We start from the raw sequence: 25,023 nt of genomic DNA on the forward strand, positions 1-25,023 counted from the left end.
CGCACAGGATCCGGCGGCCGCCCCCGCCCGGTGACAGGGAAAGGGCCGGTACGACGGATGTCGTACCGGCCCTTCAGGGGCTCGCGCTGGAACCCTCAGGTGCTACTTGGTGATCAGCGCCCGTAGCGGCCGCGTGCGGAGGAGCCGCGACCGTCGGCGCGGAACTCCCCGCCGCGGAAGCCGCCCTGGCGCTCGCCGCGGAACGACTCGCGCTCGCCGGCCGGACGCTCGGAGCGGTGACCGCCGGCCGAAGCCGGACGGTCGGCGCGGAACGGCTCGCGCCGCTCGCCACCGCGGTAGCCACCGGCGGGACGCTCGGAGCGGAAACCGCCGCCCGAGGGACGCTCGGAACGGTAGCCGCCACCGGCGGGGCGCTCGGAACGGTACTGGCCGCCGCCGGAGGCACCACGGTTGTCGTCACCGAAGGAACGCTCACGGGACGACTGGCCCTCGCCACCGTGGGCGGGACGGTCGGAGCGGAAGCGGCGCGGGCCACGCCCACCACCGTTGCCACCGAAACCACCGCGCCCCTGACGCTGCTTGGCGGCCGGCGCCGAAGGCTCCCAGACCGGGATCGGCTCGCCACTGGGCATCCGCGCGCCGGCGACCTCCTCCAGGCGCGGGTGGCCCGGGGTCGCCTTGAGACGGAACGGCTTGATGCCCGCGCGGCGGGTCATCGCGTCGGTGGAGCGGCGCTCGTTGGGGAGCACCAGCGTCATGACGGTGCCCTTCTCCCCGGCGCGGGCGGTACGGCCACCGCGGTGCAGGTAGCTCTTGTGGTCCTGGGGCGGGTCGACGTGCAGCACGAGGCTGATGTTGTCGACGTGGATGCCTCGGGCCGCGACGTCCGTGCAGACCAGGACGTTGATCGCGCCTTCCTTGAACTCGGCCAGGATGCGGGTGCGCTGGTTCTGGCGCTTGCCGCCGTGCAGGCCGCCGGCACGGATGCCGACCTGGGCGAGCTGCTTGCACAGCCGGTCGACCCCGTGCTGGGTGCGCACGAAGATGATGGTCCGGCCCTCGCGGTTCGCAATCTCGGCGGTCACCGGGAACTTGTCGTCGCGGTGCACCTCCAGCACGTGGTGCTCCATGGTGTCGACCGAGGAGGCGGCCGGAGCCATGGAGTGGGTCACCGGGTTGGTGAGGAAGCGGCGGACCAGCTTGTCGACGTCGCCGTCGAGGGTGGCCGAGAACAGCAGGCGCTGGCTGTCTGCCGGGGTCTGCTGCAGGATCGCGCTGACGACCGGGAAGAAACCGAGGTCGCACATGTGGTCGGCCTCGTCGAGGATCGTCACCTGGACCTCGTCCAGCATGCACTCACCCTGCTGCATGAGGTCGGTGAGACGGCCCGGCGTGGCGACGACGACCTCGACGCCGCGGCGCAGTGCCTCGATCTGGCGGCCCATGGACATGCCGCCGACAACGGTCTTCATCCGCAGCGACAGGCCGCGGCCGAGCGGCTCGAGGGCGTCGGTCACCTGCATGGCGAGCTCGCGGGTCGGCACCAGGACGACGGCGAGGGGGTGGCCCGGACGGGCCTTGGCGCCGGCGATGCGGGACATCATGGGCAGACCGAAGGCGAGCGTCTTGCCGGAGCCGGTCTGGCCACGGCCGAGAACGTCGTGACCGGCGAGAATGTCGGGGATCGTGGCCCGCTGGATGGGGAAGGGACTGTCGATGCCCGCACGGGAGAGACCGGTCACCAGCGGCTTCGGCAGACCGAGGAGGGTGAACTCGGACGGACCTGCGGGGGCCTGGGAAATCTCGGTGATGTCGGTGATTTCGGGCAGAACAGCGTCAAGCATGGTCACGAAGACTCGTGCCTTTCGATAGAAGAACGGGGCACGTCACTTCTGCGAAAGGACGAGCCTGGAACGCACGGCCTGAGGCCGCGCTGGATCAACACCCACATGAAGGGCGGTAGTGCGGTGCAAGTCGAGGCGCACCGCACGGGGCGGGTCTAGCTTACCCGCACGCAGTCAAACCACGATCAAGCATACCCGGCGTTCGCAGTGCCGGGTTCGGTCGGGGCGTCCGGCATAGGCCGGCCGCTTGTCCGTCGGTTGGAGTCAACACTCCGAGGCCGGGTTTTTCTTCCCGGCCTTGGAAATCCTCTCACACAATTGGCCACAGCCCGAACCGAGGGGGTGCGAGCCGTGCCGCGAAGTGCCGCTCAGACGTTGAAACCCAGCATCCGGAGCTGCTCGCGACCCTCGTCGCTGATCTTGTCCGGGCCCCACGGCGGGAGCCACACCCAGTTGATCTTGACGTCGGAGACCATGCCCTCCAGGGCCGAGTGCGCCTGGTCCTCGATGACGTCGGTCAGCGGGCAGGCCGCGCTGGTCAGCGTCATGTCGATGGTGGCGACCGGCAGGGCGGCCCCCTCGCCGCCCTCGGCGCCCTCACCGGCCCCCTCGGCGGCGTCCAGGTGGAGCCCGTAGATCAGGCCCAGGTCGACGACGTTGATGCCGAGCTCGGGGTCCACGACGTCCTTGAGCGCCTCCATGACCTCGTCATGGGTGGCGTCACCGTCGTACGCCGTGGTGGGGGTCTCTACAGCCTTGCTCATTTGGTGCTCCTCACGACCGCGTCCTTGTAGGCCATCCACGCCAGTAGCGCGCACTTCACCCGGGCGGGGAACTTGGCGACCCCGGCGAAGGCGACGGCGTCGCCCAGCACGTCCTCGTCCGCCTCGATCTTTCCCCTGCCCTGCATGAGCCGGGTGAACTCCTCCACGACACCGAGGGTCTCGTCGACGGTCGAGCCGGTGGCCAGCTCGTGCAGCACGGAGGCCGCGGCCTGGCTGATGGAACAGCCCTGCCCGTCGTAGGAGACGTCCTCGACCTTGCCGCCGTCGCCCAGCTTCACGCGCATGGTGATCTCGTCACCGCACGTCGGGTTCACGTGGTGGACCTCGGCGTCGTACGGATCGCGGAGCCCCCTCCCCTGCGGGTGCTTGTAGTGCTCCAGGATCAACTCCTGGTACATGGACTCGGCGATCATAGGGTCGTGCTCACCTTCTCGTTCGCTGCGCCGTGCGCTCGTGCGTCGCCGGACGCCGTGCGGCGGGCGTCCGCCGCCCGCCGTCCGCCCGTACGCCGTCTCGACTGCTCGGGCATGGCTAGGCGAACACCTTCCGCACGTGGTGGAGGCCGCGGACCAGTGCGTCGATCTCGGCCGGTGTGTTGTAGAGGTAGAAGGACGCCCGCGTGGTCGCGGGAATCCCGAACCTGAGGTGGAGCGGGCGTGCGCAGTGGTGTCCCACGCGCACGGCCACCCCGAAGTTGTCATCCAGGATCTGCCCGACGTCGTGCGGGTGAATCCCCTCCAGGGTGAAGGAGACCGTACCGCCCCGGTCGGCGAGGTCCAGCGGGCCGACCACCCGCAGCCCGGGGATCTCCCCCAGCGCGCCGAGCGCGTACGCGGTGAGCTCGCGCTCGTGGCGCACGACGGCGTCCATCCCGATCTCCGACAGGTAGTCGACCGCGGCGCCGAGGCCGACGGCCTCGACGATCGGCGGGGTGCCCGCCTCGAACTTGTGCGGCGCGGGCGCGTAGGTCGAGCGGTCCATCCAGACCGCCTCGATCATCTCGCCGCCGCCCATGAACGGGGGCATCGCCTCGAGCAACTCGCCACGGGCCCACAGCACGCCGATCCCCGAGGGGCCGACGACCTTGTGACCGGTGAAGGCGAGGAAGTCGACGCCCAGCGCGGCCACGTCCACCTGCTGGTGGGGCACCGACTGGGAGGCGTCGAGCATCATCAACGCGCCGACCTCGCGGACCCTGGCGAGCACCGGGGCGACCGGGTTCACCGTGCCCAGCACGTTCGACTGGTGCACGATCGAGACGATCTTCGTGCGCTCGGTGACGAGCTCGTCGAGGTTGGACAGGTCAAGGCGGCCCGAGTCGGTGACGGAGAACCACCGCAGGGTCGCGCCGGTGCGCTGCGCGAGCATCTGCCACGGCACGATGTTGGAGTGGTGCTCCATCTCCGAGACGACGATCTCGTCGCCGGGGCCGAGCCGGAAGCGGGGGTCCTCGCCGACGGGGTTGCCGAAGGCGTACGCCACCAGGTTGATCGCCTCGGAGGCGTTCTTGGTGAAGACGATCTCGTCGCGGTCGGGCGCGCCGATGAAGGCGGCGACCTTGTCGCGGGCGTTCTCGTACGCCTCGGTGGACTCCGCGCCCAGCACGTGCATGGCCCGGCCGACGTTGCTGTAGTGCATCGCCATGTGCTCGCGCATCGCCTCGACCACCTGGGTCGGCTTCTGCGCGGAGTTTCCCGAGTCGAGGTAGATCAGCGGCCTGCCGCCGGGAAGCTCACGGGAGAGGACGGGGAAATCCTTCCTGATCCTCTCCACGTCAAGGCCGGTGTCCATCAGGCGGACGCCTTCGTGTAGGCCTCGTAGCCCTCCGCCTCGAGCTTCTCCGCGAGCTCGGGGCCGCCCTGCTCCACGATCCGCCCGGCGGAGAAGACGTGGACGAAGTCCGGCTTCACATAGCGCAGGATGCGGGTGTAGTGGGTGATGAGCAGCACACCGGTCTCGCCGGAGCGGAAGCGGTTGATGCCTTCGGAGACCACGCGCAGCGCGTCGACGTCGAGGCCCGAGTCGGTCTCGTCCAGGACGGCGATCTTCGGCTTGAGCAGCTCCAGCTGAAGGATCTCGTGGCGCTTCTTCTCACCGCCGGAGAAGCCCTCGTTCACGTTGCGCTGGGCGAAGGCCGCGTCGATGGACAGGGCGTCCATGCCGGACTTGAGGTCCTTGGCGAACTCGCGGAGCTTGGGAGCCTCGCCGCGGACGGACGTGACGGCGGTGCGCAGGAAGTTGGAAACGCTGACGCCGGGGACCTCGACCGGATACTGCATCGCGAGGAACAGGCCGGCGCGGGCGCGCTCGTCGACCGTGAGCTCCAGCAGGTCGACCCCGTCGAGCAGGACCTGGCCGCTCGTGATGGTGTACTTGGGATGGCCCGCGATCGCGTACGCGAGCGTGGACTTGCCCGAGCCGTTGGGACCCATGATGGCGTGGGTCTCGCCGGCCCGCACGGTCAGGTTCACGCCGCGCAGGATCTCCTTGTCGGCGACGGTGACGTGCAGGTCGCGGATCTCCAGGGTGGACCCCGAGGGGACTCGGCTCGTGTCAGACACTTTATGACTCCTTCGAGAGCGAGACGAGGACGTCATCGCCGTCGATCTTCACTCGGTATACGGGAACGGGCTTGTTGGCGGGCGGGCCGGTGGGCTTGCCCGAGCGCAGGTCGAAGCACGAGCCGTGCAGCCAGCACTCCAGGGTGCCGTCGTAGACCTCCCCCTCGCTGAGTTTCACCTCGGCGTGGGAGCACACGTCGTGCAGCGCGTGGACCTCCTCGCCCTGGCGGACCAGGGCGACGGGGGTGCCGTCGACCTCAAGGCCGATGACACCCTCGTCGGGGATGTCCGCGAGCTTGCAGACCTTTTCGAACGTCACTTCTCAAGCTCCGCCTCGACCCGGGCGAGCACCCGCTCGCGAAGCTCGGGGACCTCGATCTTCTCCAGCAGCTGCGCGAAGAATCCCCTGATGACGAGCCGGCGCGCGTCCTCGTAGGGGATGCCGCGGGCCTGGAGGTAGAAGATGTGCTCGTCGTCGAGGCGGCCCGAGGCGCTGGCGTGGCCGGCCCCGGCGACCTCTCCGGTGAGGATCTCCAGGTTGGGCACCGAGTCGGCGCGGGCGCCGTCGGTGAGCAGCAGGTTGCGGTTGAGCTCGTAGGTGTCGGTGCCCTCGGCCTCGACCCGGATGATGACGTCGCCGATCCAGACCGCGTGGGCGTCGGTGCCCTGCAGCGCGCCGCGGTAGTCGACGTTGCTGCGGCAGCCGGGCTTGGAGTGGTCGACGAGCAGGCGGTGCTCCAGGTGCTGGCCGGCGTCGACGAAGTAGAGGCCGTTCAGCTCGGCGTCGCCGCCGGGGCCGGAGTAGGCGACCGACGGTGACAGCCTGACCAGGTCGCCGCCGAGGGTGACCACGAAGCCGCGGAAGGTCGCGTCCTTGGCCAGCAGGGCGTGGTGGTGGGAGACGTGCACGGCGTCGTCGGCCCAGTCCTGCAGGCTGACGACCTTGAGCGTGGCGCCCTCGCCCACGACGAACTCGACGTTGTCGGCGTAGACGGCACTGCCCTGGTGGTCGAGCACGACCACGGCCTCGGCCATCGGCTCCAGCCGCACGACCGTGTGGCCGTACGCGGTGCCCTCGCCGGAGCCGAGGAAGGTGATCACGGTCGGCTTGGAGGCGACCGCCTCGCGCGAGACCGTGAGCACGGTGGCCTTCTCGAAGGAGGAGTAGGCCTGGGCACTCACCCGGTCGGCGGGCACGTAGGCCTTACCGACCCGCTCGTCGTCGCGGCCGACGGTCTCCACGGTGACCTCGGGGGCGGCGTCGACGTGCACGACCACGTTCGCCGAGGCCGCGGCGCCCTCGTGCAGACCCTTGAGCCGGGAGAGCGGGGTGAAGCGCCACTCCTCCTCCCTGCCGGTCGGTACCTCGAAGTCGGCCACGTCGTACGAGGCCTTCTCGTGGAGGGTCGACAGGGGCTTTCCTGTGTCGAGACCCATCAGCCGACGGCCCCTTCCATCTGCAGCTCGATCAGGCGGTTCAGCTCCAGGGCGTACTCCATCGGGAGCTCGCGGGCGATCGGCTCCACGAAGCCCCGGACGATCATCGCCATCGCCTCGTCCTCGCCCAGACCGCGGCTCATCAGGTAGAAGAGCTGGTCGTCGGAGACCTTGGAGACGGTGGCCTCGTGCCCCATGGAGACGTCGTCCTCGCGCACGTCCACGTAGGGGTAGGTGTCGGAGCGGCTGATCTGGTCGACGAGGAGCGCGTCGCACTTGACGGTGCTGGCGCTGCCGTGAGCGCCCTCCTCGATCTGGACCAGGCCGCGGTAGGAGGTGCGGCCGCCGCCGCGGGCGACGGACTTGGAGATCACCGAGGAGCTGGTGTTCGGCGCGAGGTGCACCATCTTGGCCCCGGCGTCCTGGTGCTGGCCCTCACCGGCGAAGGCGACGCTGAGGGTCTCGCCCTTGGCGTGCTCACCCATGAGGTAGACGGCCGGGTACTTCATGGTGACCTTGGAGCCGATGTTGCCGTCGACCCACTCCATGGTCGCGCCCTCGTACGCCACGGCGCGCTTGGTGACGAGGTTGTAGACGTTGTTCGACCAGTTCTGGATGGTCGTGTAACGGCAGCGCGCGCCCTTCTTCACGATGATCTCCACGACGGCGCTGTGGAGCGAGTCGGAGGAGTAGATCGGCGCGGTGCAGCCCTCGACGTAGTGGACGTAGGAGTTCTCGTCCACGATGATCAGGGTCCGCTCGAACTGGCCCATGTTCTCGGTGTTGATCCGGAAGTAGGCCTGGAGCGGGATCTCCACGTTGACGTTCGGCGGCACGTAGATGAAGCTGCCGCCGCTCCAGGTGGCCGTGTTCAGCGCGGCGAACTTGTTGTCGCCGACGGGGATCACGGTCCCGAAGTACTCCTTGAAGATCTCCTCGTGCTCCTTGAGGGCGGTGTCGGTGTCGACGAAGATGACACCCTTCTCCTCAAGGTCCTCACGGATCTTGTGGTAGACCACCTCGGACTCGTACTGGGCGGCGACGCCGGCGACCAGGCGCTGCTTCTCCGCCTCGGGGATGCCGAGCTTGTCGTAGGTGCTCTTGATGTCCTCCGGCAGGTCCTCCCAGGAGGCGGCCTGCTTCTCCGTCGAGCGCACGAAGTACTTGATGTTGTCGAAGTCGATGCCGCTGAGGTCGGAACCCCAGTTGGGCATGGGCTTCTTGCCGAAAAGGCGCAGCCCCTTCAGACGAAGGTCCAGCATCCACTCCGGCTCGCTCTTCAGCGCGGAGATGTTGCGGACGACCTCTTCGGACAGGCCACGCCGGGCCGTCGCTCCCGCGGCGTCCGAGTCGGCCCAGCCGAACTTGTAATTCCCGAGGCCTTCCAGCTCCGGGCGGTCGGTGACAGTCACCTTCCGGTCTCCTTGCTCGATGTGTCGATCGTTTCGTGGATTGCCGGCGATCGCGCCGGATCGGGTGCCGGGGAGTCTCCTGCGCCCGGCCCCGGTGTTCTGTGGGGGCTGACGTGCGTGGTGCACACGCCGTCGCCGTGGGCGATGGTCGCGAGCCGCTGCACGGGGGTGCCGAGGATGCGCGCGAACGCCTCCGTCTCGGCCTCGCACAGCTGCGGGAACTCCGCGGCCACGTGCGCGACCGGGCAGTGGTGCTGGCACAGCTGCTCGCCGCCGAGGCTCGCCTTGCTCGCCGAGGCGGCGTAGCCGTCGGCCGACAGCGCCTCGGCGAGGACACGGACCCGCTGGTCGGCGGGGACCTCGCTCATCCTCGGTCTCAGGCGGTCGACCAGGCCGGCCACCTGGGAGTGGGCGAACTCGGCCACGGCCTCGGGACCCACGCGCTCGGCCAGGAAGCGCAGCGCGCTCCCGGCGAGGCCGTCGTAGGCGTGCTCGAAGGCGCTGCGGCCTGCGTCGGTTATCGCGAACAGCTTCGCCGGTCGCCCGCGCCCGCGCTGGCCTCGCGGCCTCGCGGTGCGGGCCTCGGCCATCCCCTCGGCCAGCAGGGCGTCGAGATGCCTGCGGACGGCGGCGGGGGTGAGGCCGAGCCGCTCGCCGAGGGCGGCGGCGGTGATGGGCCCGTGTTCCAGGATGAGCCGGGCGACACGCGCTCGCGTGCTGCGCTCGGCGGACACGCCGGAGGGCCGCGCGATGGCGGCTCCCTCGGTGTCCTGCATCCCGGTCACGTATTTCACAACATCAGTGTGCCGTAATTGCTTCCCGAGTTACAAACCCGATGTACGGTCGTCCGGAATGTGGTTCATCACGCAGGTAAGGCTTACCTAAGCTGGGGAAACGCTCCGCGCGGTCCCACGCAGCCCGGCGAAGGCGGCGAGCGCGGCGAGGGTGAAACCGGCCAGCACGACGGCCATCGGCAGTGCGGATCCCTCCCCGCCCAGCCCCACCAGCGGTGCGGCGACGGCGCCGAGGGCGAACTGCAGCACGCCCGTCAGCGCGGCCGCGCTCCCGGCGATCCGCGCGGGCTGACCGGCCAGGGCGAGCGCGCCGCTGCCCGGCAGGACGAGGCCCGCCCCGCACATCATCGTGAACAGCGCGGTGACCAGCACCGGCAGCGGCAGGTGGAACAGGGCCGCGGCGAGCACCCCGGCGGCTCCGGCCACGCCCAGGAACAGCCCGGCGAGGATGAGCCGGGCCGGGTCCAGGCGCCCGGCGAGGCGCCCGCCGACCTGGGCGGCGATGGTCAGGCCCAGCGCGTTCAGCCCGAACACCAGCGAGAAGGTCTGCGCCGAGGTGCCGTAGACGTCCTGTAGCACGAAGGGCGACCCGGAGATGTAGGCGAACATGGCCGCGAAGTTCAGCCCTCCGGCGAGGGTCGCGGCCATGAAGGGGCGGTCGCGGAGCAGGTGCCAGAAGGTGGTGAGGGTGTGCCTGAGCCCGCCCCTCTCACGCCGCTCGGCGGGAAGCGTCTCGCGTACCCCGGACAGCGCGAAGACCAGCATCAGCAGGCCCGCGACGCTCAACGCGACGAACACGCCCCGCCAGGAGGTGTGGGCGAGCAGTTGCGCGCCCGCGATCGGGGCGAGGATCGGGGCGAGGCCGGTCACGAGCATGAGGGTGGCGAAGATGCGGGCGATGGCCGCCCCCTCGTACAGGTCGCGGACGATCGCGCGGACGATCACCAGCGCGGCGCCGCCCGCGACGCCCTGGAGCAGGCGGAAGCCGACCAGCCCGTACACCGAGGGCGAGAAGGCGCACAGCAGGGAGGCCGCGGCGTAGGCGGCGATGCCGATCAGGAGCGGGCCCCGGCGTCCGCGCGTGTCGCTGATCGGGCCCGCGACGACCTGCCCGACCGAGAATCCGATGAGGCAGGCGGTGAGGGTGAGCTGCACCTGCGCCTGCCCGCTGCCCAGGTCGGCGGCGATGGAGGGAAAGGCGGGAAGATACATGTCGATCGCGAGAGGGCCGACCGCCGACAGCGCTCCCAGGATGGCGAGCAGCAGTCCCCTGCGCCGTACGATCGGCGCCACCTCCGGCTCGACGGCGGCCGCGGTCATACCCGTATCCCCTTTTTCGCAGGCCACGCCCCCACTGACGGGCGATGACGGCCCACAGGGGCCGAAGCGTCCCAACCAACAACCGGTCATCCGAATTCCTGCTTTTCGGAAATTTCCTCGAAAAAACCTTTAGGTGTGAACGGAGGGCGGCCGGGCGCCGCGCGGGAAACGGGTTCCCGGCGGCCGCGGACGCGTGGTCCGGCAGCGTGACCGGCGGGCACGGTCCCTAAACTCGTGGCCATGGACTCCCCAGCCGTCGAGATCGTCGACCTGGTCAAAAGATACGGCGGGACGACCGCGATCGACGGCCTGACCTTCAACGCCGCCCGCGGCGCGGTCACCGCGGTGCTGGGCCCCAACGGGGCCGGCAAGACCTCCACCCTGGAGATCTGCGAGGGGTTCCGCCGGGCCGACGGGGGCACCGTGCGAGTGCTCGGGCTCGACCCGTCGAGGCCGGAACTGCGGGCCAGGGTCGGGGTGATGCTCCAGGCGGGCGGCGTTCCCCCCGCGTCCCGCTGCGGGCAGTGGCTGCGGCTGATGGCCCGCTTCCACGCCCACCCGCTCGACCCCGCGGCGCTGCTGGAACGGCTGGGGCTGAGCGAGCACGCCCGCACCCCGTACCGCAGGCTGTCGGGCGGCCAGCAGCAGCGCCTGTCGCTGGCCGGAGCGGTCATCGGCCGCCCGGAGCTGGTCTTCCTCGACGAGCCGACCGCGGGCCTGGACCCGCAGGCCAGGCACGCCTGCTGGGAGCTGGTGAAGGACCTGCGTTCCAGCGGGGTCTCGGTGGTGCTCACCACCCACCACATGGACGAGGCGGAGAGACTCTCCGACCAGATCGTGATCATCGACCGCGGCAGGGTCGTCGCCGAGGGCACGCCCTCCTCCCTCACCGGCGCCGAGCGGCAGCTGCGCTTCCGCGCCCGCCCCGGCCTCTGCCTGGACGAGTTGCTCGCCGCCCTGCCCGCCGGCAGCACGGCCAAGGAGTCGCCGGCCGGGCACTACATCATCGAGGGGCAGGTCGTACCCGGTCTCCTGGCCACGGTGACGACCTGGTGCGCCGCCGAGGGCGTGACCGCCGACGACCTCAGCATCGAGCGGCGCACCCTGGAGGACGTCTTCCTGGAACTGACCGGGCGTGAGCTCCGGTGACGCCCTCGAAACCCAGACCGCAGGAGAGCCCAATGATGACGACCCTGGACCTCACGCCGGCCCCCGGAGCCGCGCCGCTGGGCCGGATGGTGGCGGCCCAGGCTGGAGCGGAGATCCGGGCGATGCTCCGCAACGGCGAGCAGCTGCTGCTCACGATGATCATCCCGGTGCTGCTGCTCGTCGGCCTCTCCTCCGCCCCGATCATCGACGTGGGCGGCGGTTCCCGGATCGGCTTCATGACCCCCGGCGTGCTCGCGCTCGCCGTGATGTCCACCGCCTTCACCGGGCAGGCCATCGCGACGGGCTTCGAGCGCCGCTACGGCGTGCTGAAGCGGCTGGGCGCGACCCCGCTGTCGCGGACCGGGCTGATGCTGTCCAAGACGCTCGCGGTGATCGCGGTGGAGGTCGTCCAGGTGACGGTCATCTGCGCGGTGGCGCTCGCCCTGGGCTGGCACCCCACGGGCTCGCCGCTCGCGGTCCTGGCGCTCATCGTGCTGGGCACCGCCGCGTTCAGCGGGCTCGGCCTGCTGATGGCGGGGACGCTGCGCGCCGAGGCCACGCTCGCCGCGGCGAACCTCGTCTACCTGCTCCTGCTCGCCTGCGGCGGGGTCGCCTTCCCGCTGGCGAGGTTTCCCGAGGCGGTGCGGCCGGTGCTGGAGCTGCTGCCGATCTCGGCGCTGACCGGAGGGCTCCGCGCGGTCCTGAGCGACGGCACGGGAGCACCGCTCGCCGCCGTGGCGATCCTCGCGGCGTGGGCGGCTGTGTCGCTCTTCCTCACCTCCCGGACGTTCCGCTGGGAGTGACCCGCCCGGAAACCGGTTACCAGAGATCGCCTAAATCGGGAATTTCTCCACCTATCACCGCAAAAGATCAACCAGAATGATCTCCAAGATCTACCATCCTCCAGGTGATCATTACCGGAACGCGATCTTCATCCCGTCCGGCGACACGACATACGGGGCGAATCTGGCCAGCTCTGGCCATGGGGATCGTTGCCACGCTTGTCTCCGTCGCAGGCTCGTCCACGGTCTCCCAGTCGGGGGACGAACTCGCCACTCTCAGCGCGGCCCGCCGCGGCGCCGCGGGACTCTGGGAGCTGGCCCAGCACATCGACGGGCACTTCCTGCCCTACTACGCCTTCATGCACCTGTGGCTGGAGTTCGGGCAGGCCGAGTGGTGGATGCGCCTGCCCTCGGCGCTCGCGACCGGCGCGGCCACCGCGCTCATCGCCGACCTGGGCCGCCGGCTGAGCTCGCAGCCCGCCGGACTGGCCGCCGCCGCCGTCTACGTCTTCCTGCCCTCGGTCTCCTACCACGGGCAGAACATCCGCTCCTACGCGTTCGCCGCCGCCGCGGCGGTCCTGGCCACCTGGACGCTGTACCGGGCGATCGAGGAGCCGGGACGGCGCGGCGCCTGGTGGAGATACGCGGCCGCCGTCGCGCTGCTGGGCTGCACGCAGGTGTTCGCGTTGCTCGTCCTCGCCGCCCACCTGCTCGCGGTCGGGTCGTACGGGCGGGGCGTCCTGCCCAGGGTGCTCGCCTGCATGGCCGTGGGCTGCGTCCCTGGGGCCGTCTGGACGGCGGTCGGCTTCGCCGAGCGGCACGCGATCAGCTGGATCACCCTGCCGGGACCCGACGTGTTCCTCGCCCTGCCCAAGATGGCCGGGGGCACCGCCCTGGCCGGGTGCGTGGTGCTCGCCGTCGCCGCCGCCGCTCCGTTCCTGGGCCGGAGACACGGCGCCGACCGGCTCTGGATCGTCCTGCTCGGCTCCTGGGCGACTCTGCCGCCCCTGCTGCTGTTCACCCTCTCCCACCTGGTCTCGCCGGTCTACGTCGACCGCTACCTGTTCGCGACGGTGCCCGCGTACGCGCTGCTGGCCGGGCTCACCCTCGCCGCGCTGCCTCACCTGGTCACCGGGATCGCGCTGGCGGGCGTCCTGGCGGCCGGGCTCCCCGGCCAGCTGGACCTGCGAGGGGAGGACGGGCACCACGAGAACTTCCCCCGGGCGGTACGGATCCTCGCGAGCGAGGGCCGGCCGGGGGACGCCCTCCTCTACGGACGTTCCTCCCTGCGCGAGGGCTTTCGCTACTACGACCGGACGCGGCACGGCGGTAAAGGGCTGCCCGACGACGTGCTGCTCGCCGGGCCCGCGCCCCTGTCCCACTCCTTCGGTTACCCGGAGCGCTCCGACGTGGCCACCGCCGTGGCCGGGCGCGAGCGGGTCTGGGTGATCTGGCGGGGCGGGGCGGAGGCGGCCTCGCGCGTCGGCCGGGTGATCACCCTGGTCAAGGAGGGATTCGTCCGGGCCAGGTCCTGGCGGACGGGTCGGGTACCCGGCATGACCGTCGCGCTCTACACCCGGACGCCGGACGCCGGACGCCGCACGACCGGCGAGACCCCCCTTCCCTGACAGTGAGGATGGAGGTGAACGCCTCCCGGTGAGGTCCGGCTCGTCGCCTGACGAACCATGGGAGCGTCCTTCCGGCGGAGGGCGAACCGCCGGAAGCCCCCCACGGGGTCGTCGCACGCCCCGGCCCGCCACCGATCAGGTGCCGTCTCACATCACGGACAGCCGTGAAAACGACGACCTCGACAAGTAAGGTGTCATATGTCGTTTTGCGCATGACCAAGGAGAGTCGTGACCGCCGATGCCCTGCACGGGCCCGCCGAGCCGTACAAGCCGAGGCTGCCCAGGCCCGGAACGCTGCTGAGAGCGGCCTCCGACGCCATCCCGCCGTCCGGTCTGGTGCTGCTGGCCATCATGTCGGTGCAGGTGGGCGCGGGCCTGGCCAAGGACCTGTTCTCCCAGCTGCCGCCGAGCGCCGTGGTGTTCCTGCGGATCGCGACGGGTGCCCTGATCCTGGGCGCGGTCGTCAGACCCCGGTTGCGCGGCCTGTCCAGGGCGGACATCGGCGCCGGGGTGGCGTTCGGCGTGACGCTGGGCGTGATGAACCTGTCGTTCTACGAGGCGCTGGCCCGGCTGCCGATGGGCATCGCGGTGGCGATCGAGTTCCTCGGCCCGCTCGGCGTCGCGGTGGCGGCCTCGCGCCGCCGCCTCGACCTGTTCTGGGTGGTGCTCGCCGGGTCGGGCGTGGTGCTGCTCGCCCCGTGGGGCGGGACCGCCTCCAGGATCAGCTGGGCCGGGATCGCCTTCGCCCTGGTGGCGGCGGTCTGCTGGGCCGGCTACATCCTGTTGTCGGCCTCGGTCGGCCGGCGCTTCCCCGGAACGAGCGGCCTCGCCCTGGCGATGATCGTCTCCTGCCTGCTGGTCGCCCCCGTCGGGATCGCCTCGGGTGGCGCCGACCTGCTCCAGCCCGAGCTGCTGCTGATCGGGCTCGGGGTGGGACTGCTGTCGTCGGTCATCCCCTACTCGATCGAGCTGGAAGCGCTGCGCAGGATGCCCAAACGGGTCTTCGGCATCCTGATGAGCCTGGAGCCCGCGATGGCCGCGCTGGCCGGGCTGCTGCTCCTGGGCGAGGTGCTCCAGATGCGCGAGTGGGCCGCCATCGGCTGCGTGGTCATCGCCAGCGTCGGCGCCACCCGCAGCACCGGCTGAACTCTCGGGTCCCACGCCACCGATTCGGTGACGGCGCCCCCACGGCCCTTCCGACCCGCCCCGACGCTTCTCCGGACCATGGCCCCGGCGCAGAGGTGAGACGCCGGTGGAGCCGGTGCGATGCCTCGACGAGAATCCTCTCGGGCGGGCCACCGGAATGAGGCGGGCCCCCTCACGGGCGACCGCGGACCCCCGCGTTCACGACGTTCACGAGGGAGAGGATGTCAATTCTCGGGCTGCTCGGGCCGGCTCGCCCAGATGCCGCGGACGTGCCGGATGTGGTCGCGCATCAGCCGCTCGGCACCGCTCGCGTCCCCCTCCGACAGCAGCGCGAGCAGCGTGAGGTGCTCTCGGGCGGAGTCGGCGAGGGCACCTTGCCGGTGCAGGGAGGACAGGCCGTACAGACGGGCCCGGTTGCGCAGGTCGCGCACCACCTCCACGAGGCGGGAGTTGCCCGCCAGGGCGAGCAGGTCCAGGTGGAAGCGGATGTCGGCGTCGACGTACGCGAGCAGGTCGCCACGCTCGGCGGCGTCGACGATCGCCTGGGCGAGCGGGCGCAGTGTCTCGAAGCTCGGTGCGCGCCCGGCGTCGGCCAGCTGGACCACCGTGGGCACCTCGATGAGCCTGCGGATCTCGGTCAGCTCGTCCAGATCCCTGTCGGACAGCTCCGTGACCCGGAAGCCCTTGTTGCGTACCGCCTCGACCAGGCCCTCCTTGGCCAGGTCGAGCATGGCCTCGCGCACCGGGGTCGCCGAGACGCCGAACTGGGCGGCGAGCACCGGGGCCGAGTAGACCATGCCCGGCCTCATCTCGCCGGTGATCAGGGCCGCCCTGAGCGCGTGGGCCACCTGCTCCCGCAGGCTCTGCCGCTCGCTCACGAGCGGCAGGTCGAGCCGGCCGTCCGCCCTAGGAGCCATACCGGAGCCTCTCGCGTCGCTCACGTCCACGCCTGATCGGCGGAACCCGCCACCCTCCCATCCTCCCAGGCCGTCCGCCTGCCTCCGAACACCCGGGGGCCGATCCGCGGGGTACGGCGCCGACGGCGGATCCGCCGGTCACCCGCGTTCGCTCCCCCCGGTTCCGCCGAGGTATGCCTCGACCACCCGGGGGTCCCGGCGCAGCTCGGCGGCGGGCCCTTCCAGGACGCACCTCCCGCTCTCGATCACGTAGCCGCGGTGGGCGATCCCGAGGGCGGCGACGGCGTTCTGCTCGACGAGCAGCACCGAGGTGCCCTGGGCGTTGACGCCCGCGATGAGCTCCATGATCGAGGCGACCACCAGGGGCGCCAGCCCCATGGAGGGCTCGTCGAGCAGCAGCAGCCGAGGGCCCGTGACGAGCGCCCTGCCGATCGCGAGCATCTGCTGCTCACCGCCCGACAGCGTGCCGCCCTGCTGTGCGCGCCGCTCGGCCAGGCGCGGCAGCAGTTCGTAGACGCGGTCGATCCGCGCGCGGATCTCCGCCTGGTCGCGGACCAGGTAGCCGCCCAGCTGGAGGTTCTCGTGGACGCTGAGCGTGCTGAAGATCCTGCGGCCCTCCGGCACGTGCACCAGGCCGCGCGCGGTGATCCTGTGCGGTTTCCGCCCGGTGATCTCCTTCCCTTCGAAGAGCACCCTGCCGCCACTGGGCCGCAGCAGTCCCGAGACCGCGCAGAGCGTGGTGGTCTTGCCCGCGCCGTTGTTGCCCAGCAGCGCGACGATCTCGCCTTCGGCGACGCCGAGGGACAGTCCGCGCAGGGCGTGTACGCCGCCGTAGTGGACGTCCAGCCCGTCGATGTCAAGCATCGGCGCCTCCCCCGGCCGCGTCACCCGTCGCGCTGTCCTTCTCGTTGTCCTTCGCGCTGTTCTTCGCGCTGTCCTTGTCCGTGCCCTCTTCGACCGCGCCGTCCTTCTCCATGGTCGTGGCTTCGCCGGTCCCGTCGTTCGCGGAGGTGTCGCCACCGAGGTATGCCTCGATGACGGCCGGATCTCGCCGGACGTCCTCGGGACGGCCGTCGGCGATCTCCCTGCCGAAGTTGAGCACGACCACGCGTTCCGAGACCTCCATGACCAGGCCCATGTCGTGTTCGATGAGCACGATCGCCACCCCCAGCGCCTGGATGCGCCGGATCAGGTCGAGCATCTCGGCCTTCTCGCCGTGGTTGAGCCCGGCCGCGGGCTCGTCGAGCAGCAGCAGGTCGGGGCGCCGGGCGAGGGCACGGGCGATCTCGGTGCGGCGCTGCTCCCCGTAGGGAAGGTTCCTCGCCTGTCCGTACCTGTCGCCGCGCAGGCCGACGAAGTCCAGCCAGTGATGGGCCTGCTCGGTGCACTCGCGCTCGGAGCGCCGGTAGCGCGGGGTGTGCAGCAGGGCGTCCAGGACGCTCTGGCGCAGCCACAGGTGCGATCCCGCGCGTACGTTGTCCAGGACCGACAGCTCGCCGAACAGCCGCAGGTTCTGGAAGGTCCGCGCGACGCCCAGACCCGCGATCGCCGAGGGCCGCAGCCCCGGCAGGTCCCTGCCGCGCAGGGTGATCCGGCCCGAGGTCGGCCGGTAGAAGCCGGTGACGCAGTTGAACGCCGACGTCTTGCCCGCCCCGTTGGGCCCGATCACGGAGACGATCTCCGCCTCGCGCACCGAGAACGACAGGCCGTCGATCGCCACCAGCCCGCCGAAGGTCAGGCGCAGGTCGGTCACGCTCAGCAGGCTCACGGGACCTCCTTGGAACGGGCCGGCCAGATCCCCTGCGGCCGCAGGATCATGAAGGCGATGAGCAGCACGCCGAACAGGAAGAACCGGTAGTCGGCGAGGTCGCGCAGGATCTCCGGCAGGATGCTGATCACCACGGCCCCGACGACGACGCCGGGCGTCGATCCCATGCCGCCCAGGACCACGGCCATGAGCACCAGCGCCGACGACAGGAAGGTGAAGCTGCCCGGTGAGACGGCCGACAGCTGCGCGGCGAACAGCACCCCGGCCATGCCGCCCCAGACCGCGCCCGCGATGTAGGCGGCGAGCTTGACCCGGTAGGTGTGCACGCCCATCGCCTCGGCGGCGTCCTCGTCCTCCCGGACGAAACGCCAGGCCCTGCCCAGGCGGGAGCGGCCCAGCCGCGCCGCGCCGAGGACGGCGAGCGAGACGACGACCACGGTGAGGTAGTAGAAGAGCACCGGGCTCTCGACCAGATGCGGGATGCCGTAGATCCCCGAGGGGCCACCGGTGACGTCCAGGTTGTTGGCGGTGATCCGGATGATCTCACCGAAGCCGAGGGTGACGATGGCCAGATAGTCGCTGCGCAGGCGCAGGGTGGGGGCGCCGATCACGATCCCCGCGATGACCGTGGCCACGAGCACCGCGGGGATCGTGGCCGGCAGTGGCAGGTCGAAGCGGGTGGCCAGCACGCCGCTGGTGTAGGCGCCGACCGCGAAGAAGGCGACGTACCCCAGGTCGAGCAGGCCGCAGTAGCCGACCACGATGTTCAGCCCGGCGGCGAGCATCACGGCGATGGCCGCGCTGGTCATGACCGACAGCGCGTACGGCGTGGCGTTGACGAAGGGCGCCAGCAGCGCGATCAGCAGCCCGGCGAGCCCGGCCCACCGGTTCTGCATCAGCTTCGACGCCCTGCTGGGCGGTGAGTCGGTGCCGAGGCGGCGGACCTTGGTCGTCGTGGCTCCCGCGGGCCCGGCAGTCCCAGCAGGCCCGGTGGGTTCAGCAGGTCCGGTGGGACCGGTGGTCCCGTTCATACGCGCTCCGTGACGCGCTCGCCGAGCAGGCCGGTGGGCCGCACCGTCAGGAACAGGATCAGCACCCCGAAGGCGAACACGTCACGCCACTCACCACCCAGCCAGAACGTGCCGAACGACTCCAGCAGGCCGAGCAGCAGACCGCCGAGCATCGTGCCCGGGATGTTGCCGATGCCCCCGATGACGGCCGCCGTGAAGGCCTTGAGCCCGATCAGGAAGCCCATCATGAAATCGATCTTGCCGTAGTAGGCACCGGCCATCACGCCCGCGGCCCCCGCGAGCGCCGAGCCGATGAAGAAGGTGCGGGAGATCACCGCGTTGACGTCGATGCCCATCAGCGCGCTGGTGCGCGGGTCCAGCGCGATGGCCCGCATCGCCCTGCCCTCGCGGGTGCGGGTGACCAGCAGGTTGAGCCCGGCCATGAGGAGCACCGCCACGCCGATCAGGACGATCTGCTGCACGGTGAGCCGGGCCCCGAGGATCTCCAGCGAGGTGCCGCCCAGCCGCACCGGGTAGACCCGCGGGTCGGCCCCGGCCACCGCGCGCATCCCGTACTCCAGCGCGAAGGAGGCCCCGACCGCGGTGATCAACAGGGACAGCCTCGGGGCGCGGCGGAGCGGGCGGTAGGCGATCCGCTCCAGGGCCACCCCGGCCAGGCCGGTGGCGACCATGGTCGCCAGGAGCACCGCGAGCAGCAGCGGCAGTGCCATCGAGGAGGACACGCCGCCGACCGCGCCGAGGATGGCGAAACCGGCGAACGCGCCGAGCATGTACAGGTCGCCGTGGGCGAAGTTGAGCAGCTTGATGATCCCGTAGACCATGCTGTACCCCAGGGCGACCAGGGCGTAGAACGAGCCGACGAACAGCCCGTTCCAGACGAGCTGCGTCATTTAAGGGCGTCCTGCAGGGCGAACTTGTCGTCCTTGACGACGAGGATCTGGAAGCCGCCGTTCGCCAGGGTGTGCTCGGGGGTGAACTTCAGCGGCCCGGAGAACATCGAGAAGCCGTCGATCGCCTCAAGCGCCGCGATGACCTTGTCGCCGTCGGTGGCGCCCGCCTTGGTGACCGCCTCGGCGGCGAGCCGCACCGCGTCGTAGGCCTGGTTGGAGTACGGGCCCGGCTCGGAGGAGTACTTCTTCTGGTACGCCTCGATCCAGCCCTCGGCGCCCTGGAGGGTGTCGGGCGTCTGGGTCATCGTCGCGTACAGGCCCTCGGCGGCCTCGTCTCCGGCGATCTCGACCAGCTTGGGGGAGACCGAGCCGTCGCCCACCATGATGGAGTCCTTGTATCCGGCCTGCCGGAGCTGACGCGCGATCAGGCCGCCCTCCTGGAAGTAGCCGGTCCAGTAGACGAAGTCGGGCTTCTTGGCCAGCACGTTGGTGATGTTGGCGCTGTAGTCGCTCTCCTTCGGGGTGACCGCCTCGGTGATCACGGCCTCGGCTCCGCCGGGGGCCTCCAGGAGTGCCTGGGTGCGCAGCGCGATGTCCTTGGAGTAACTGGTGTTGTCGTGCATGAGCGCGACGCTCTTGGAACCCTGCTTGGTGATCCACTTCTCCGCGGCCGCGGCCTGCTGGGAGCCCGTGCCGTTGATCAGGAAGACGTGCTTGAGCTTCTGGTCGACCAGCTCCTGGGAGTTGGCGGCCGGGATGATCATCGGGATCCCCGCCTTGCCGAAGATCGGCAGGGTGGGGAGCGTCGCACCGGAGCAGTAGCCGCCCACCGAGACGTCGATCCCCTCGGTGACCAGCTTGTTCGCGCCCGCCGCCGCGGACTGGGCGTCGCAGGCGTCGTCGGCGGTCTTCAGCTCCAGCCGTCGGCCGAGCACACCGCCCTTGGCGTTGATCTCGTCGATCGCGAGCTGCGCCGCGTTGCTCATGTAGGGGCCGATCGCGGCCTCGCTGCCCGACTGCGGGATCAGCATGCCGAGGACGATCGGCTCGTCCTTCTCCGCGGTCGCCTGACCCGCGCCTCCGTCACCGAGCAGCCCCTGGCCGCATCCGGTGACCAGGAGACCGAGGACGGCCAGCGACGTGAAGCACTTCAGGGGGGTGGCACGCATGTGCGGCTCCTCACATCTAGTGATGTGTGATATTGCATGTGTAATGCAGGGACACGTCAAGGGCCGAAACAAGACCGTTAACGTTGGGACGCCGTTTCCCCGCGATGCGGGACCCGGCGCGGGGAGCATCGGAAGCGGAGACGTATTCGCAGTTCAGATGGCATGGATCGGTCCTGTGCCCCCTCTCGGTGAAACCCGGTGCTCTCGGGACGCCGATCGTGGGCTCCTCACGCGGAGTGGCCTCCGACCGGCGGGATCGGCGGATCCGGGCGAAGACACCGCGGCCGGTCAGGCGATGGTCCGGATCCCCCCGGGAGGCGTTCGCCGGCATTCCCACCGTCGGACGGCGAACCGGATCCCTGCCCGGGTCGAAGTCGTCAGAGGAGGAAACCTCCGGGGAACGGGTCGCGGGGGTCGAGGAAGTACTGGGCGGTGCCGGTGACCCACGCACGCCCGGTGATCGTGGGAACCACCGCGGGCAGGCCCCCCACCTCCGTCCGGGCCACGAGCCGCCCGACGAAGCGGGTGCCGATGAACGACTCGTTCACGAAGCCGGTCTCCAGAGGAAGCTCGCCCCTGGCGTGCAGCTGGGCCATCCGGGCGCTGGTACCGGTGCCGCACGGCGAGCGGTCGAACCAGCCGGGGTGGATCGCCATCGCGTGCCGCGAGTGCCCGGCGTCGGAACCTGGCGCGACGAACTGCACGTGGTGGCAGCCGCGGATGCCGGGGTCCAGCGGATGGACGGGCTCGTCCCGCTCGTTGATCGCCTCCATGATCGCCAGGCCCGCGTCGAGGATCCGCTGCCTGTGTGCGCGGTCGAACGGCAGGCCCACCGACTCGATGGGCAGGATCGCGTAGTAGTTGCCGCCGTAGGCCAGGTCGTAGACGACCTCCCCGAGGCCGGGCACCTTGACCGCGCGGTCCAGCCCGGCGCTGAAGGAGGGCACGTTGGTGATGGTCACCTCCGTGGCGGCGCCGTCCTCGACCCTGACCTCGGCGACGACCAGCCCCGCCGGGGTGTCCAGCCGGATGACGGTGACCGGCTCGGCGACCTCGACCATCCCGGTCTCGACCAGGACGGTGGCGACGCCGATGGTGCCGTGCCCGCACATGGGCAGGCAACCGGAGACCTCGATGTAGAGCACGCCGAAGTCGGCGTCCGGCCGGGTGGGCGGTTGCAGGATGGCCCCGCTCATCGCCGAGTGACCGCGCGGCTCGTACATGAGCAGGGTGCGGACGTGGTCCATCTCGGCGAGGAAGTGCTCGCGCCGCTCGGCCATGGTCGAGCCGGGGATGACCCCCACTCCCCCGGTGATCACTCGGGTGGGCATGCCCTCGGTGTGGGAGTCCACCGCGTGGAAGATCCTCTTCGTTCTCATCGACGCTCCTCACGGGAAGGGATGTGGGGGCGCCCCACCGGACCGTCACACGACCTTGCCGGGGGAGGGCAGATCCTGCGGGAGCCGGTCACCGGGCGGCGATACCGGGGCGACGTTCGGGGACGGCCCACTAACGCAGTCCCTCGGCGAGGGCCTTCTCCGTCGCGGCGCGTACGGCGGCCTCCTGTTCGGGCACCAGGGCGAGCCTGGGCGGGCGGCACGGGCCACCGCGGCGGCCGGCCAGGTCCATGGAGAGCTTGATCGCCTGGACGAACACCGGTCTGGAGTCCCAGCGAAGCAGCGGGTGCAGCGCGCGGTAGAGCGGAAGCGCGGTGGCCGTGTCCCCCGCGGCCGCCGCCCGGTACAGGGCGACGGTCGACTCGGGCAGCGCGTTGGGGAATCCGGCCACCCAGCCGACCGCCCCGGCGGTGACCAGCTCCAGCAGTACGTCGTCGGCCCCGGCCAGCACGTCCAGCCCGGGGGCGAGCTCGGCGATCTCGTAGATCCGCCGGACGTCACCACTGAACTCCTTCACCCCGACGATCAGGCCCTCGGCGTGCAGGGTGGCCAGCAACCGGGGGGTGAGGTCCACCCTGGTGTCGAAGGGGTTGTTGTAGGCCACCACCGGCAGACCGGCCGCGGCCACCTCGCGGTAGTGCTCCACCACGGTCCTGTCGTCGGCGCGGTAGGCGTTCGGCGGGAGCAGCATCACCGCGCGGCACCCGGCCTCACCCGCCTGCTCGGCCCAGCGGCGGGCCTCCAGGGCGCCGTAGGCCGCGACACCCGGCATGACGCGGTCGCCGCCCACGGCGGCGACCGCGGTCTCCACGACCGACGCCCGCTCCCGGGAGGTGAGCGTCTGGTACTCGCCCAGCGATCCGTTCGGCACGACGCCGTCGCACCCGGAGGCGACCAGCCACCGGCAGTGCTCGGCGTAGCCGTCCAGATCGACGGAGAGGTCCTCGCCCAGGGGCAGCGCGGTGGCCACCGTCACACCGTGCCAGGGCTTCGCGGGGGTCGTCATCGTTCGTCCTTCCGAGGGGGTTCGGGCCGATCCGCCGCCGGGACCGGCGGAGGTTCCGCATGTGCCGGACGCGGGAGAACCTCCGGTGCGCCCGTCTCCGCCAAGCTCTCCGCCTCCTCCGGAGCCGGCAGGGCCTCCCCTCGGCCGGGGGAGGCGGACGTCGCCGCGGCGAGGTCGCCGAGCCTGACGGGCTGGGCGATCGGGCGCCGGGGCGGCGCGGGGTCCTCCCCGGCGAGGCACGCGACCGCGTAGCCGCACATCCTGCCCTGGCACCACCCCATCCCCGGGCGCGCGAGAAGCTTGACGGAGCGCGCGTCGGCGGCCCCCATGGCCTGTGCCCGGCGTACGGCCGACAGGGGCACCTCCTCGCAGCGGCACACGAGGGTGTCGTCGCGGAGCCAGTCCTGCCAGCCGGCCCGTACCGGGTAGGCCTCCTGCAGGGCGTACGCGAAGGCGGAGAGCCTGGCCGCGCGCCGGGTCAGGGCCGGATCCGGAGGAACCGGGCGGCCCAGGTCGGCGGCGGCGGACCGGCCCGCGACGCGTCCCTCCACCTCGGCGAGCACGGCCCCGCCGACACCGGTGGACTCCCCCGCCGCGTAGACGCCGGGCACGCTGGTGCGCATGCCCGCGTCCACCGCGACGACCGGGCTGCCGTCGGGGTCGCGGCGGGTGGCGCAGTCCAGCTGGACCGGCAGGTCGAGCTGGGGGACGAATCCGTAGCCGCAGGCGAGGGTGTCGCACTCGACGGTCCTCGTCGCCGTCGGCCGCCAGTCGCCGTCCAGGCTCGCCACCGTGACGTGGGTCAGCGCGGTGTCGCCGTGCGCGGCGACCACCGCCTCGCGGCGGCGGTACGGGATCCGGTGGCGGGCCAGGCGCGCCCCGTACCCGAGGGCCTCCCCCACCCGGCCCGCGGCGAGCAGCGGGTGCCTGGCGAGCCCGAACCCGCCGTTCGCCTCGTGGACGCCGAGCACCCGCGCCCCGGCGTCCGCCAGGCCCGCGGCGACGGGCAGCAGGAACGGGCCGGTACCGGCGACCACGACCCTGCTTCCCGCACCGACCAGGTCGCCCTTGAGCAGTGCCTGCGCGCCGCCCGCGGTGAGCACCCCCGGCAGGTCCCAGCCGGGGAACGGCAGCGGCCGGTCGTACGCGCCGGTGGCGATCAGCAACCCTCGCGCGGTCACCGTGCGGGGCCGCTCCTCGCGGTCTCCCTCCAGGCACCGTACGGTGATCGCGCCGTCCGCGCGCTCGACCGCCCAGACCCGGTGGCGCAGGAGCACCTCGGCGCGCTCGCGAAGCGTCTCCCACTGGCGGGTGAACCTGTCGAGCCCGCGGTGCAGCGCGCCGGGCCGCTCGGCGCGGAAGCCCTCGGCGGGGCGCCGGAAGTACTGGCCGCCCGGCCTGGCGGCCCCGTCGACCAGTACGACGTCCAGCCCTGAGAGGGCCGCGGTGAGCGCGCCCGCGACCCCGGCGGGACCGGCACCGATCACGGCGAGATCGTGAATCCGCGTCATCGGCCGCTCATCCCTCCCTCCGCGTGTCGGAGACGCCGGGAGCACGAGAAGGGTGCGCGCCCGGGATGTCCTCCTCTGTGCCGGAGGTGCCGGAATCATGGGAGACGTCCGCATCCGGAGCGTACGCCCGCTCCCCCGGTCCGGCTCCGGCTTCTTGCCCGGGGTCTCGCGGGGCCTCCTGCGCGCCCTGGGACGGCGATGGAGGACCGCCGGTGGTCACCCGGTCTCCCGGGAGCGCCTCGGTCAGGCAGGCGCGCAGGGAGGGGGTTCCGTTCACCGTGACCAGGCAGTCGAAACAGACCCCGATGCCGCAGAACAGCCCGCGCGCTCGCCCGGCGAACCTGGTGGTGCGCCAGGAGCGGATGCCCGCGCCGTGCATGGCGGCGCCGAGGCTCTGGCCGGGGATCACCGGGACGGGAACCCCGTCCACGCTGATCTCGAACTCCGGCTCGGGCCGCGCCCCCACCAGACGGTACGGATCCCTCATCGGGCACCTCCGTGGGAGGGATCCCGGT

24 protein-coding genes are annotated in these 25,023 nt (G+C 71.2%); 4 read left to right on the forward strand and 20 right to left on the reverse strand.

Going from position 1 to position 25,023, the window contains the following annotated elements:
• Positions 1-113: 113 nt before the first annotated feature.
• From AB0B90_RS14180 to AB0B90_RS14225, 10 genes are all read right to left on the reverse strand, one after another.
• Entirely contained in the window at positions 114-1,805 is a 1,692-nt protein-coding gene (locus tag AB0B90_RS14180) for a DEAD/DEAH box helicase (RefSeq protein ID WP_350947738.1), read from the reverse strand.
• Positions 1,806-2,173: 368 nt separating this feature from the next.
• Entirely contained in the window at positions 2,174-2,569 is a 396-nt protein-coding gene (locus AB0B90_RS14185; RefSeq protein ID WP_350947739.1) for a metal-sulfur cluster assembly factor, read from the reverse strand.
• Positions 2,566-3,003 carry a Fe-S cluster assembly sulfur transfer protein SufU gene (gene sufU, locus AB0B90_RS14190; protein ID WP_350947740.1) on the reverse strand — a complete coding sequence of 146 codons (438 nt, stop codon included), beginning with the start codon at positions 3,001-3,003 and terminating at the stop codon, positions 2,566-2,568. Before sufU ends, AB0B90_RS14185 begins: the two co-directional genes overlap by 4 nt.
• A gap of 118 nt (positions 3,004-3,121) precedes the next feature.
• On the reverse strand, positions 3,122-4,381 hold the full coding sequence (locus AB0B90_RS14195; RefSeq protein ID WP_350947741.1) for a cysteine desulfurase: 1,260 nt from the start codon (positions 4,379-4,381) through the stop codon (positions 3,122-3,124).
• Positions 4,381-5,115 carry a Fe-S cluster assembly ATPase SufC gene (gene sufC / locus AB0B90_RS14200; protein WP_350947817.1) on the reverse strand — a complete coding sequence of 245 codons (735 nt, stop codon included), beginning with the start codon at positions 5,113-5,115 and terminating at the stop codon, positions 4,381-4,383. The genes AB0B90_RS14195 and sufC overlap by 1 nt, the downstream gene beginning before the upstream one ends.
• Before the next feature lie 37 nt (positions 5,116-5,152).
• Positions 5,153-5,470, reverse strand: coding sequence for a non-heme iron oxygenase ferredoxin subunit (locus AB0B90_RS14205; RefSeq protein ID WP_350947742.1), 318 nt, complete (start codon positions 5,468-5,470; stop codon positions 5,153-5,155).
• Complete coding sequence (sufD, locus tag AB0B90_RS14210) at positions 5,467-6,588, reverse strand: Fe-S cluster assembly protein SufD (RefSeq protein WP_350947743.1); 1,122 nt, start codon at positions 6,586-6,588, stop codon at positions 5,467-5,469. Before sufD ends, AB0B90_RS14205 begins: the two co-directional genes overlap by 4 nt.
• Entirely contained in the window at positions 6,588-8,000 is a 1,413-nt protein-coding gene (gene sufB / locus AB0B90_RS14215) for a Fe-S cluster assembly protein SufB (protein WP_344920891.1), read from the reverse strand. The genes sufD and sufB overlap by 1 nt, the downstream gene beginning before the upstream one ends.
• Positions 7,997-8,776 carry a metalloregulator ArsR/SmtB family transcription factor gene (locus tag AB0B90_RS14220; protein WP_350947818.1) on the reverse strand — a complete coding sequence of 260 codons (780 nt, stop codon included), beginning with the start codon at positions 8,774-8,776 and terminating at the stop codon, positions 7,997-7,999. The genes sufB and AB0B90_RS14220 overlap by 4 nt, the downstream gene beginning before the upstream one ends.
• Before the next feature lie 105 nt (positions 8,777-8,881).
• A complete protein-coding gene (locus tag AB0B90_RS14225) occupies positions 8,882-10,114 on the reverse strand; it encodes a multidrug effflux MFS transporter (RefSeq protein ID WP_350947744.1) in 1,233 nt (410 codons plus the stop codon).
• A gap of 240 nt (positions 10,115-10,354) precedes the next feature.
• Between AB0B90_RS14225 and AB0B90_RS14230 the strand changes: the two genes are divergently transcribed.
• The 4 genes from AB0B90_RS14230 (at position 10,355) to AB0B90_RS14245 (ending at position 14,819) form a co-directional block, all read left to right on the forward strand.
• Complete coding sequence (locus AB0B90_RS14230) at positions 10,355-11,263, forward strand: ABC transporter ATP-binding protein (protein WP_350947745.1); 909 nt, start codon at positions 10,355-10,357, stop codon at positions 11,261-11,263.
• A 35-nt stretch (positions 11,264-11,298) separates the two neighbouring features.
• Complete coding sequence (locus AB0B90_RS14235) at positions 11,299-12,066, forward strand: ABC transporter permease (RefSeq protein ID WP_350947819.1); 768 nt, start codon at positions 11,299-11,301, stop codon at positions 12,064-12,066.
• A 179-nt stretch (positions 12,067-12,245) separates the two neighbouring features.
• Complete coding sequence (locus AB0B90_RS14240; RefSeq protein WP_350947746.1) at positions 12,246-13,673, forward strand: glycosyltransferase family 39 protein; 1,428 nt, start codon at positions 12,246-12,248, stop codon at positions 13,671-13,673.
• A gap of 228 nt (positions 13,674-13,901) precedes the next feature.
• Positions 13,902-14,819 carry an EamA family transporter gene (locus AB0B90_RS14245; protein ID WP_350947747.1) on the forward strand — a complete coding sequence of 306 codons (918 nt, stop codon included), beginning with the start codon at positions 13,902-13,904 and terminating at the stop codon, positions 14,817-14,819.
• 224 nt (positions 14,820-15,043) lie between these two features.
• Here AB0B90_RS14245 and AB0B90_RS14250 read toward each other — a convergent pair whose 3' ends face one another.
• The 10 genes from AB0B90_RS14250 to AB0B90_RS14295 form a co-directional block, all read right to left on the reverse strand.
• Entirely contained in the window at positions 15,044-15,736 is a 693-nt protein-coding gene (locus tag AB0B90_RS14250) for a GntR family transcriptional regulator (protein WP_350947748.1), read from the reverse strand.
• 138 nt (positions 15,737-15,874) lie between these two features.
• Positions 15,875-16,600, reverse strand: coding sequence for an ABC transporter ATP-binding protein (locus tag AB0B90_RS14255; RefSeq protein WP_350947749.1), 726 nt, complete (start codon positions 16,598-16,600; stop codon positions 15,875-15,877).
• Entirely contained in the window at positions 16,593-17,504 is a 912-nt protein-coding gene (locus AB0B90_RS14260) for an ABC transporter ATP-binding protein (protein ID WP_362922736.1), read from the reverse strand. The genes AB0B90_RS14255 and AB0B90_RS14260 overlap by 8 nt, the downstream gene beginning before the upstream one ends.
• A complete protein-coding gene (locus AB0B90_RS14265; protein WP_350947751.1) occupies positions 17,501-18,535 on the reverse strand; it encodes a branched-chain amino acid ABC transporter permease in 1,035 nt (344 codons plus the stop codon). The genes AB0B90_RS14260 and AB0B90_RS14265 overlap by 4 nt, the downstream gene beginning before the upstream one ends.
• Positions 18,532-19,425: a branched-chain amino acid ABC transporter permease gene (locus AB0B90_RS14270; RefSeq protein WP_350947752.1), complete on the reverse strand. Its 894-nt coding sequence runs from the start codon at positions 19,423-19,425 to the stop codon at positions 18,532-18,534. Before AB0B90_RS14270 ends, AB0B90_RS14265 begins: the two co-directional genes overlap by 4 nt.
• Complete coding sequence (locus AB0B90_RS14275; RefSeq protein WP_362922739.1) at positions 19,422-20,594, reverse strand: branched-chain amino acid ABC transporter substrate-binding protein; 1,173 nt, start codon at positions 20,592-20,594, stop codon at positions 19,422-19,424. Before AB0B90_RS14275 ends, AB0B90_RS14270 begins: the two co-directional genes overlap by 4 nt.
• Before the next feature lie 377 nt (positions 20,595-20,971).
• A complete protein-coding gene (locus tag AB0B90_RS14280; RefSeq protein WP_350947754.1) occupies positions 20,972-21,973 on the reverse strand; it encodes a proline racemase family protein in 1,002 nt (333 codons plus the stop codon).
• A 130-nt stretch (positions 21,974-22,103) separates the two neighbouring features.
• The gene (locus AB0B90_RS14285; RefSeq protein WP_350947755.1) at positions 22,104-22,997 is read right to left on the reverse strand and encodes a dihydrodipicolinate synthase family protein; all 894 of its coding nucleotides are present in this window, start codon (positions 22,995-22,997) and stop codon (positions 22,104-22,106) included.
• Entirely contained in the window at positions 22,994-24,508 is a 1,515-nt protein-coding gene (locus AB0B90_RS14290; protein ID WP_362922742.1) for an FAD-dependent oxidoreductase, read from the reverse strand. The genes AB0B90_RS14285 and AB0B90_RS14290 overlap by 4 nt, the downstream gene beginning before the upstream one ends.
• Positions 24,509-24,515: 7 nt before the next feature.
• A complete protein-coding gene (locus tag AB0B90_RS14295; protein ID WP_362922744.1) occupies positions 24,516-24,995 on the reverse strand; it encodes a (2Fe-2S)-binding protein in 480 nt (159 codons plus the stop codon).
• Between the last annotated feature and the right edge of the window lie 28 nt (positions 24,996-25,023).

The organism is Streptosporangium sp. NPDC049078, assembly GCF_040648855.1.
Lineage (GTDB): Bacteria > Actinomycetota > Actinomycetes > Streptosporangiales > Streptosporangiaceae > Streptosporangium.

What these genes read in the sequence shown, in the direction of transcription:
- AB0B90_RS14180 (WP_350947738.1), bottom strand. Translation starts at nt 1,805, where the DNA reads ATGCTTGACGCTGTTCTGCCCGAAATCACCGACATCACCGAGATTTCC.
- AB0B90_RS14185 (WP_350947739.1), bottom strand. Translation starts at nt 2,569, where the DNA reads ATGAGCAAGGCTGTAGAGACCCCCACCACGGCGTACGACGGTGACGCC.
- sufU (WP_350947740.1), bottom strand. Translation starts at nt 3,003, where the DNA reads ATGATCGCCGAGTCCATGTACCAGGAGTTGATCCTGGAGCACTACAAG.
- AB0B90_RS14195 (WP_350947741.1), bottom strand. Translation starts at nt 4,381, where the DNA reads ATGGACACCGGCCTTGACGTGGAGAGGATCAGGAAGGATTTCCCCGTC.
- sufD (WP_350947743.1), bottom strand. Translation starts at nt 6,588, where the DNA reads ATGGGTCTCGACACAGGAAAGCCCCTGTCGACCCTCCACGAGAAGGCC.
- AB0B90_RS14220 (WP_350947818.1), bottom strand. Translation starts at nt 8,776, where the DNA reads ATGCAGGACACCGAGGGAGCCGCCATCGCGCGGCCCTCCGGCGTGTCC.
- AB0B90_RS14225 (WP_350947744.1), bottom strand. Translation starts at nt 10,114, where the DNA reads ATGACCGCGGCCGCCGTCGAGCCGGAGGTGGCGCCGATCGTACGGCGC.
- AB0B90_RS14230 (WP_350947745.1), top strand. Translation starts at nt 10,355, where the DNA reads ATGGACTCCCCAGCCGTCGAGATCGTCGACCTGGTCAAAAGATACGGC.
- AB0B90_RS14235 (WP_350947819.1), top strand. Translation starts at nt 11,299, where the DNA reads ATGACGACCCTGGACCTCACGCCGGCCCCCGGAGCCGCGCCGCTGGGC.
- AB0B90_RS14240 (WP_350947746.1), top strand. Translation starts at nt 12,246, where the DNA reads ATGGGGATCGTTGCCACGCTTGTCTCCGTCGCAGGCTCGTCCACGGTC.
- AB0B90_RS14250 (WP_350947748.1), bottom strand. Translation starts at nt 15,736, where the DNA reads ATGGCTCCTAGGGCGGACGGCCGGCTCGACCTGCCGCTCGTGAGCGAG.
- AB0B90_RS14255 (WP_350947749.1), bottom strand. Translation starts at nt 16,600, where the DNA reads ATGCTTGACATCGACGGGCTGGACGTCCACTACGGCGGCGTACACGCC.
- AB0B90_RS14265 (WP_350947751.1), bottom strand. Translation starts at nt 18,535, where the DNA reads ATGAACGGGACCACCGGTCCCACCGGACCTGCTGAACCCACCGGGCCT.
- AB0B90_RS14270 (WP_350947752.1), bottom strand. Translation starts at nt 19,425, where the DNA reads ATGACGCAGCTCGTCTGGAACGGGCTGTTCGTCGGCTCGTTCTACGCC.
- AB0B90_RS14275 (WP_362922739.1), bottom strand. Translation starts at nt 20,594, where the DNA reads ATGCGTGCCACCCCCCTGAAGTGCTTCACGTCGCTGGCCGTCCTCGGT.
- AB0B90_RS14280 (WP_350947754.1), bottom strand. Translation starts at nt 21,973, where the DNA reads ATGAGAACGAAGAGGATCTTCCACGCGGTGGACTCCCACACCGAGGGC.
- AB0B90_RS14285 (WP_350947755.1), bottom strand. Translation starts at nt 22,997, where the DNA reads ATGACGACCCCCGCGAAGCCCTGGCACGGTGTGACGGTGGCCACCGCG.
- AB0B90_RS14290 (WP_362922742.1), bottom strand. Translation starts at nt 24,508, where the DNA reads ATGACGCGGATTCACGATCTCGCCGTGATCGGTGCCGGTCCCGCCGGG.
- AB0B90_RS14295 (WP_362922744.1), bottom strand. Translation starts at nt 24,995, where the DNA reads ATGAGGGATCCGTACCGTCTGGTGGGGGCGCGGCCCGAGCCGGAGTTC.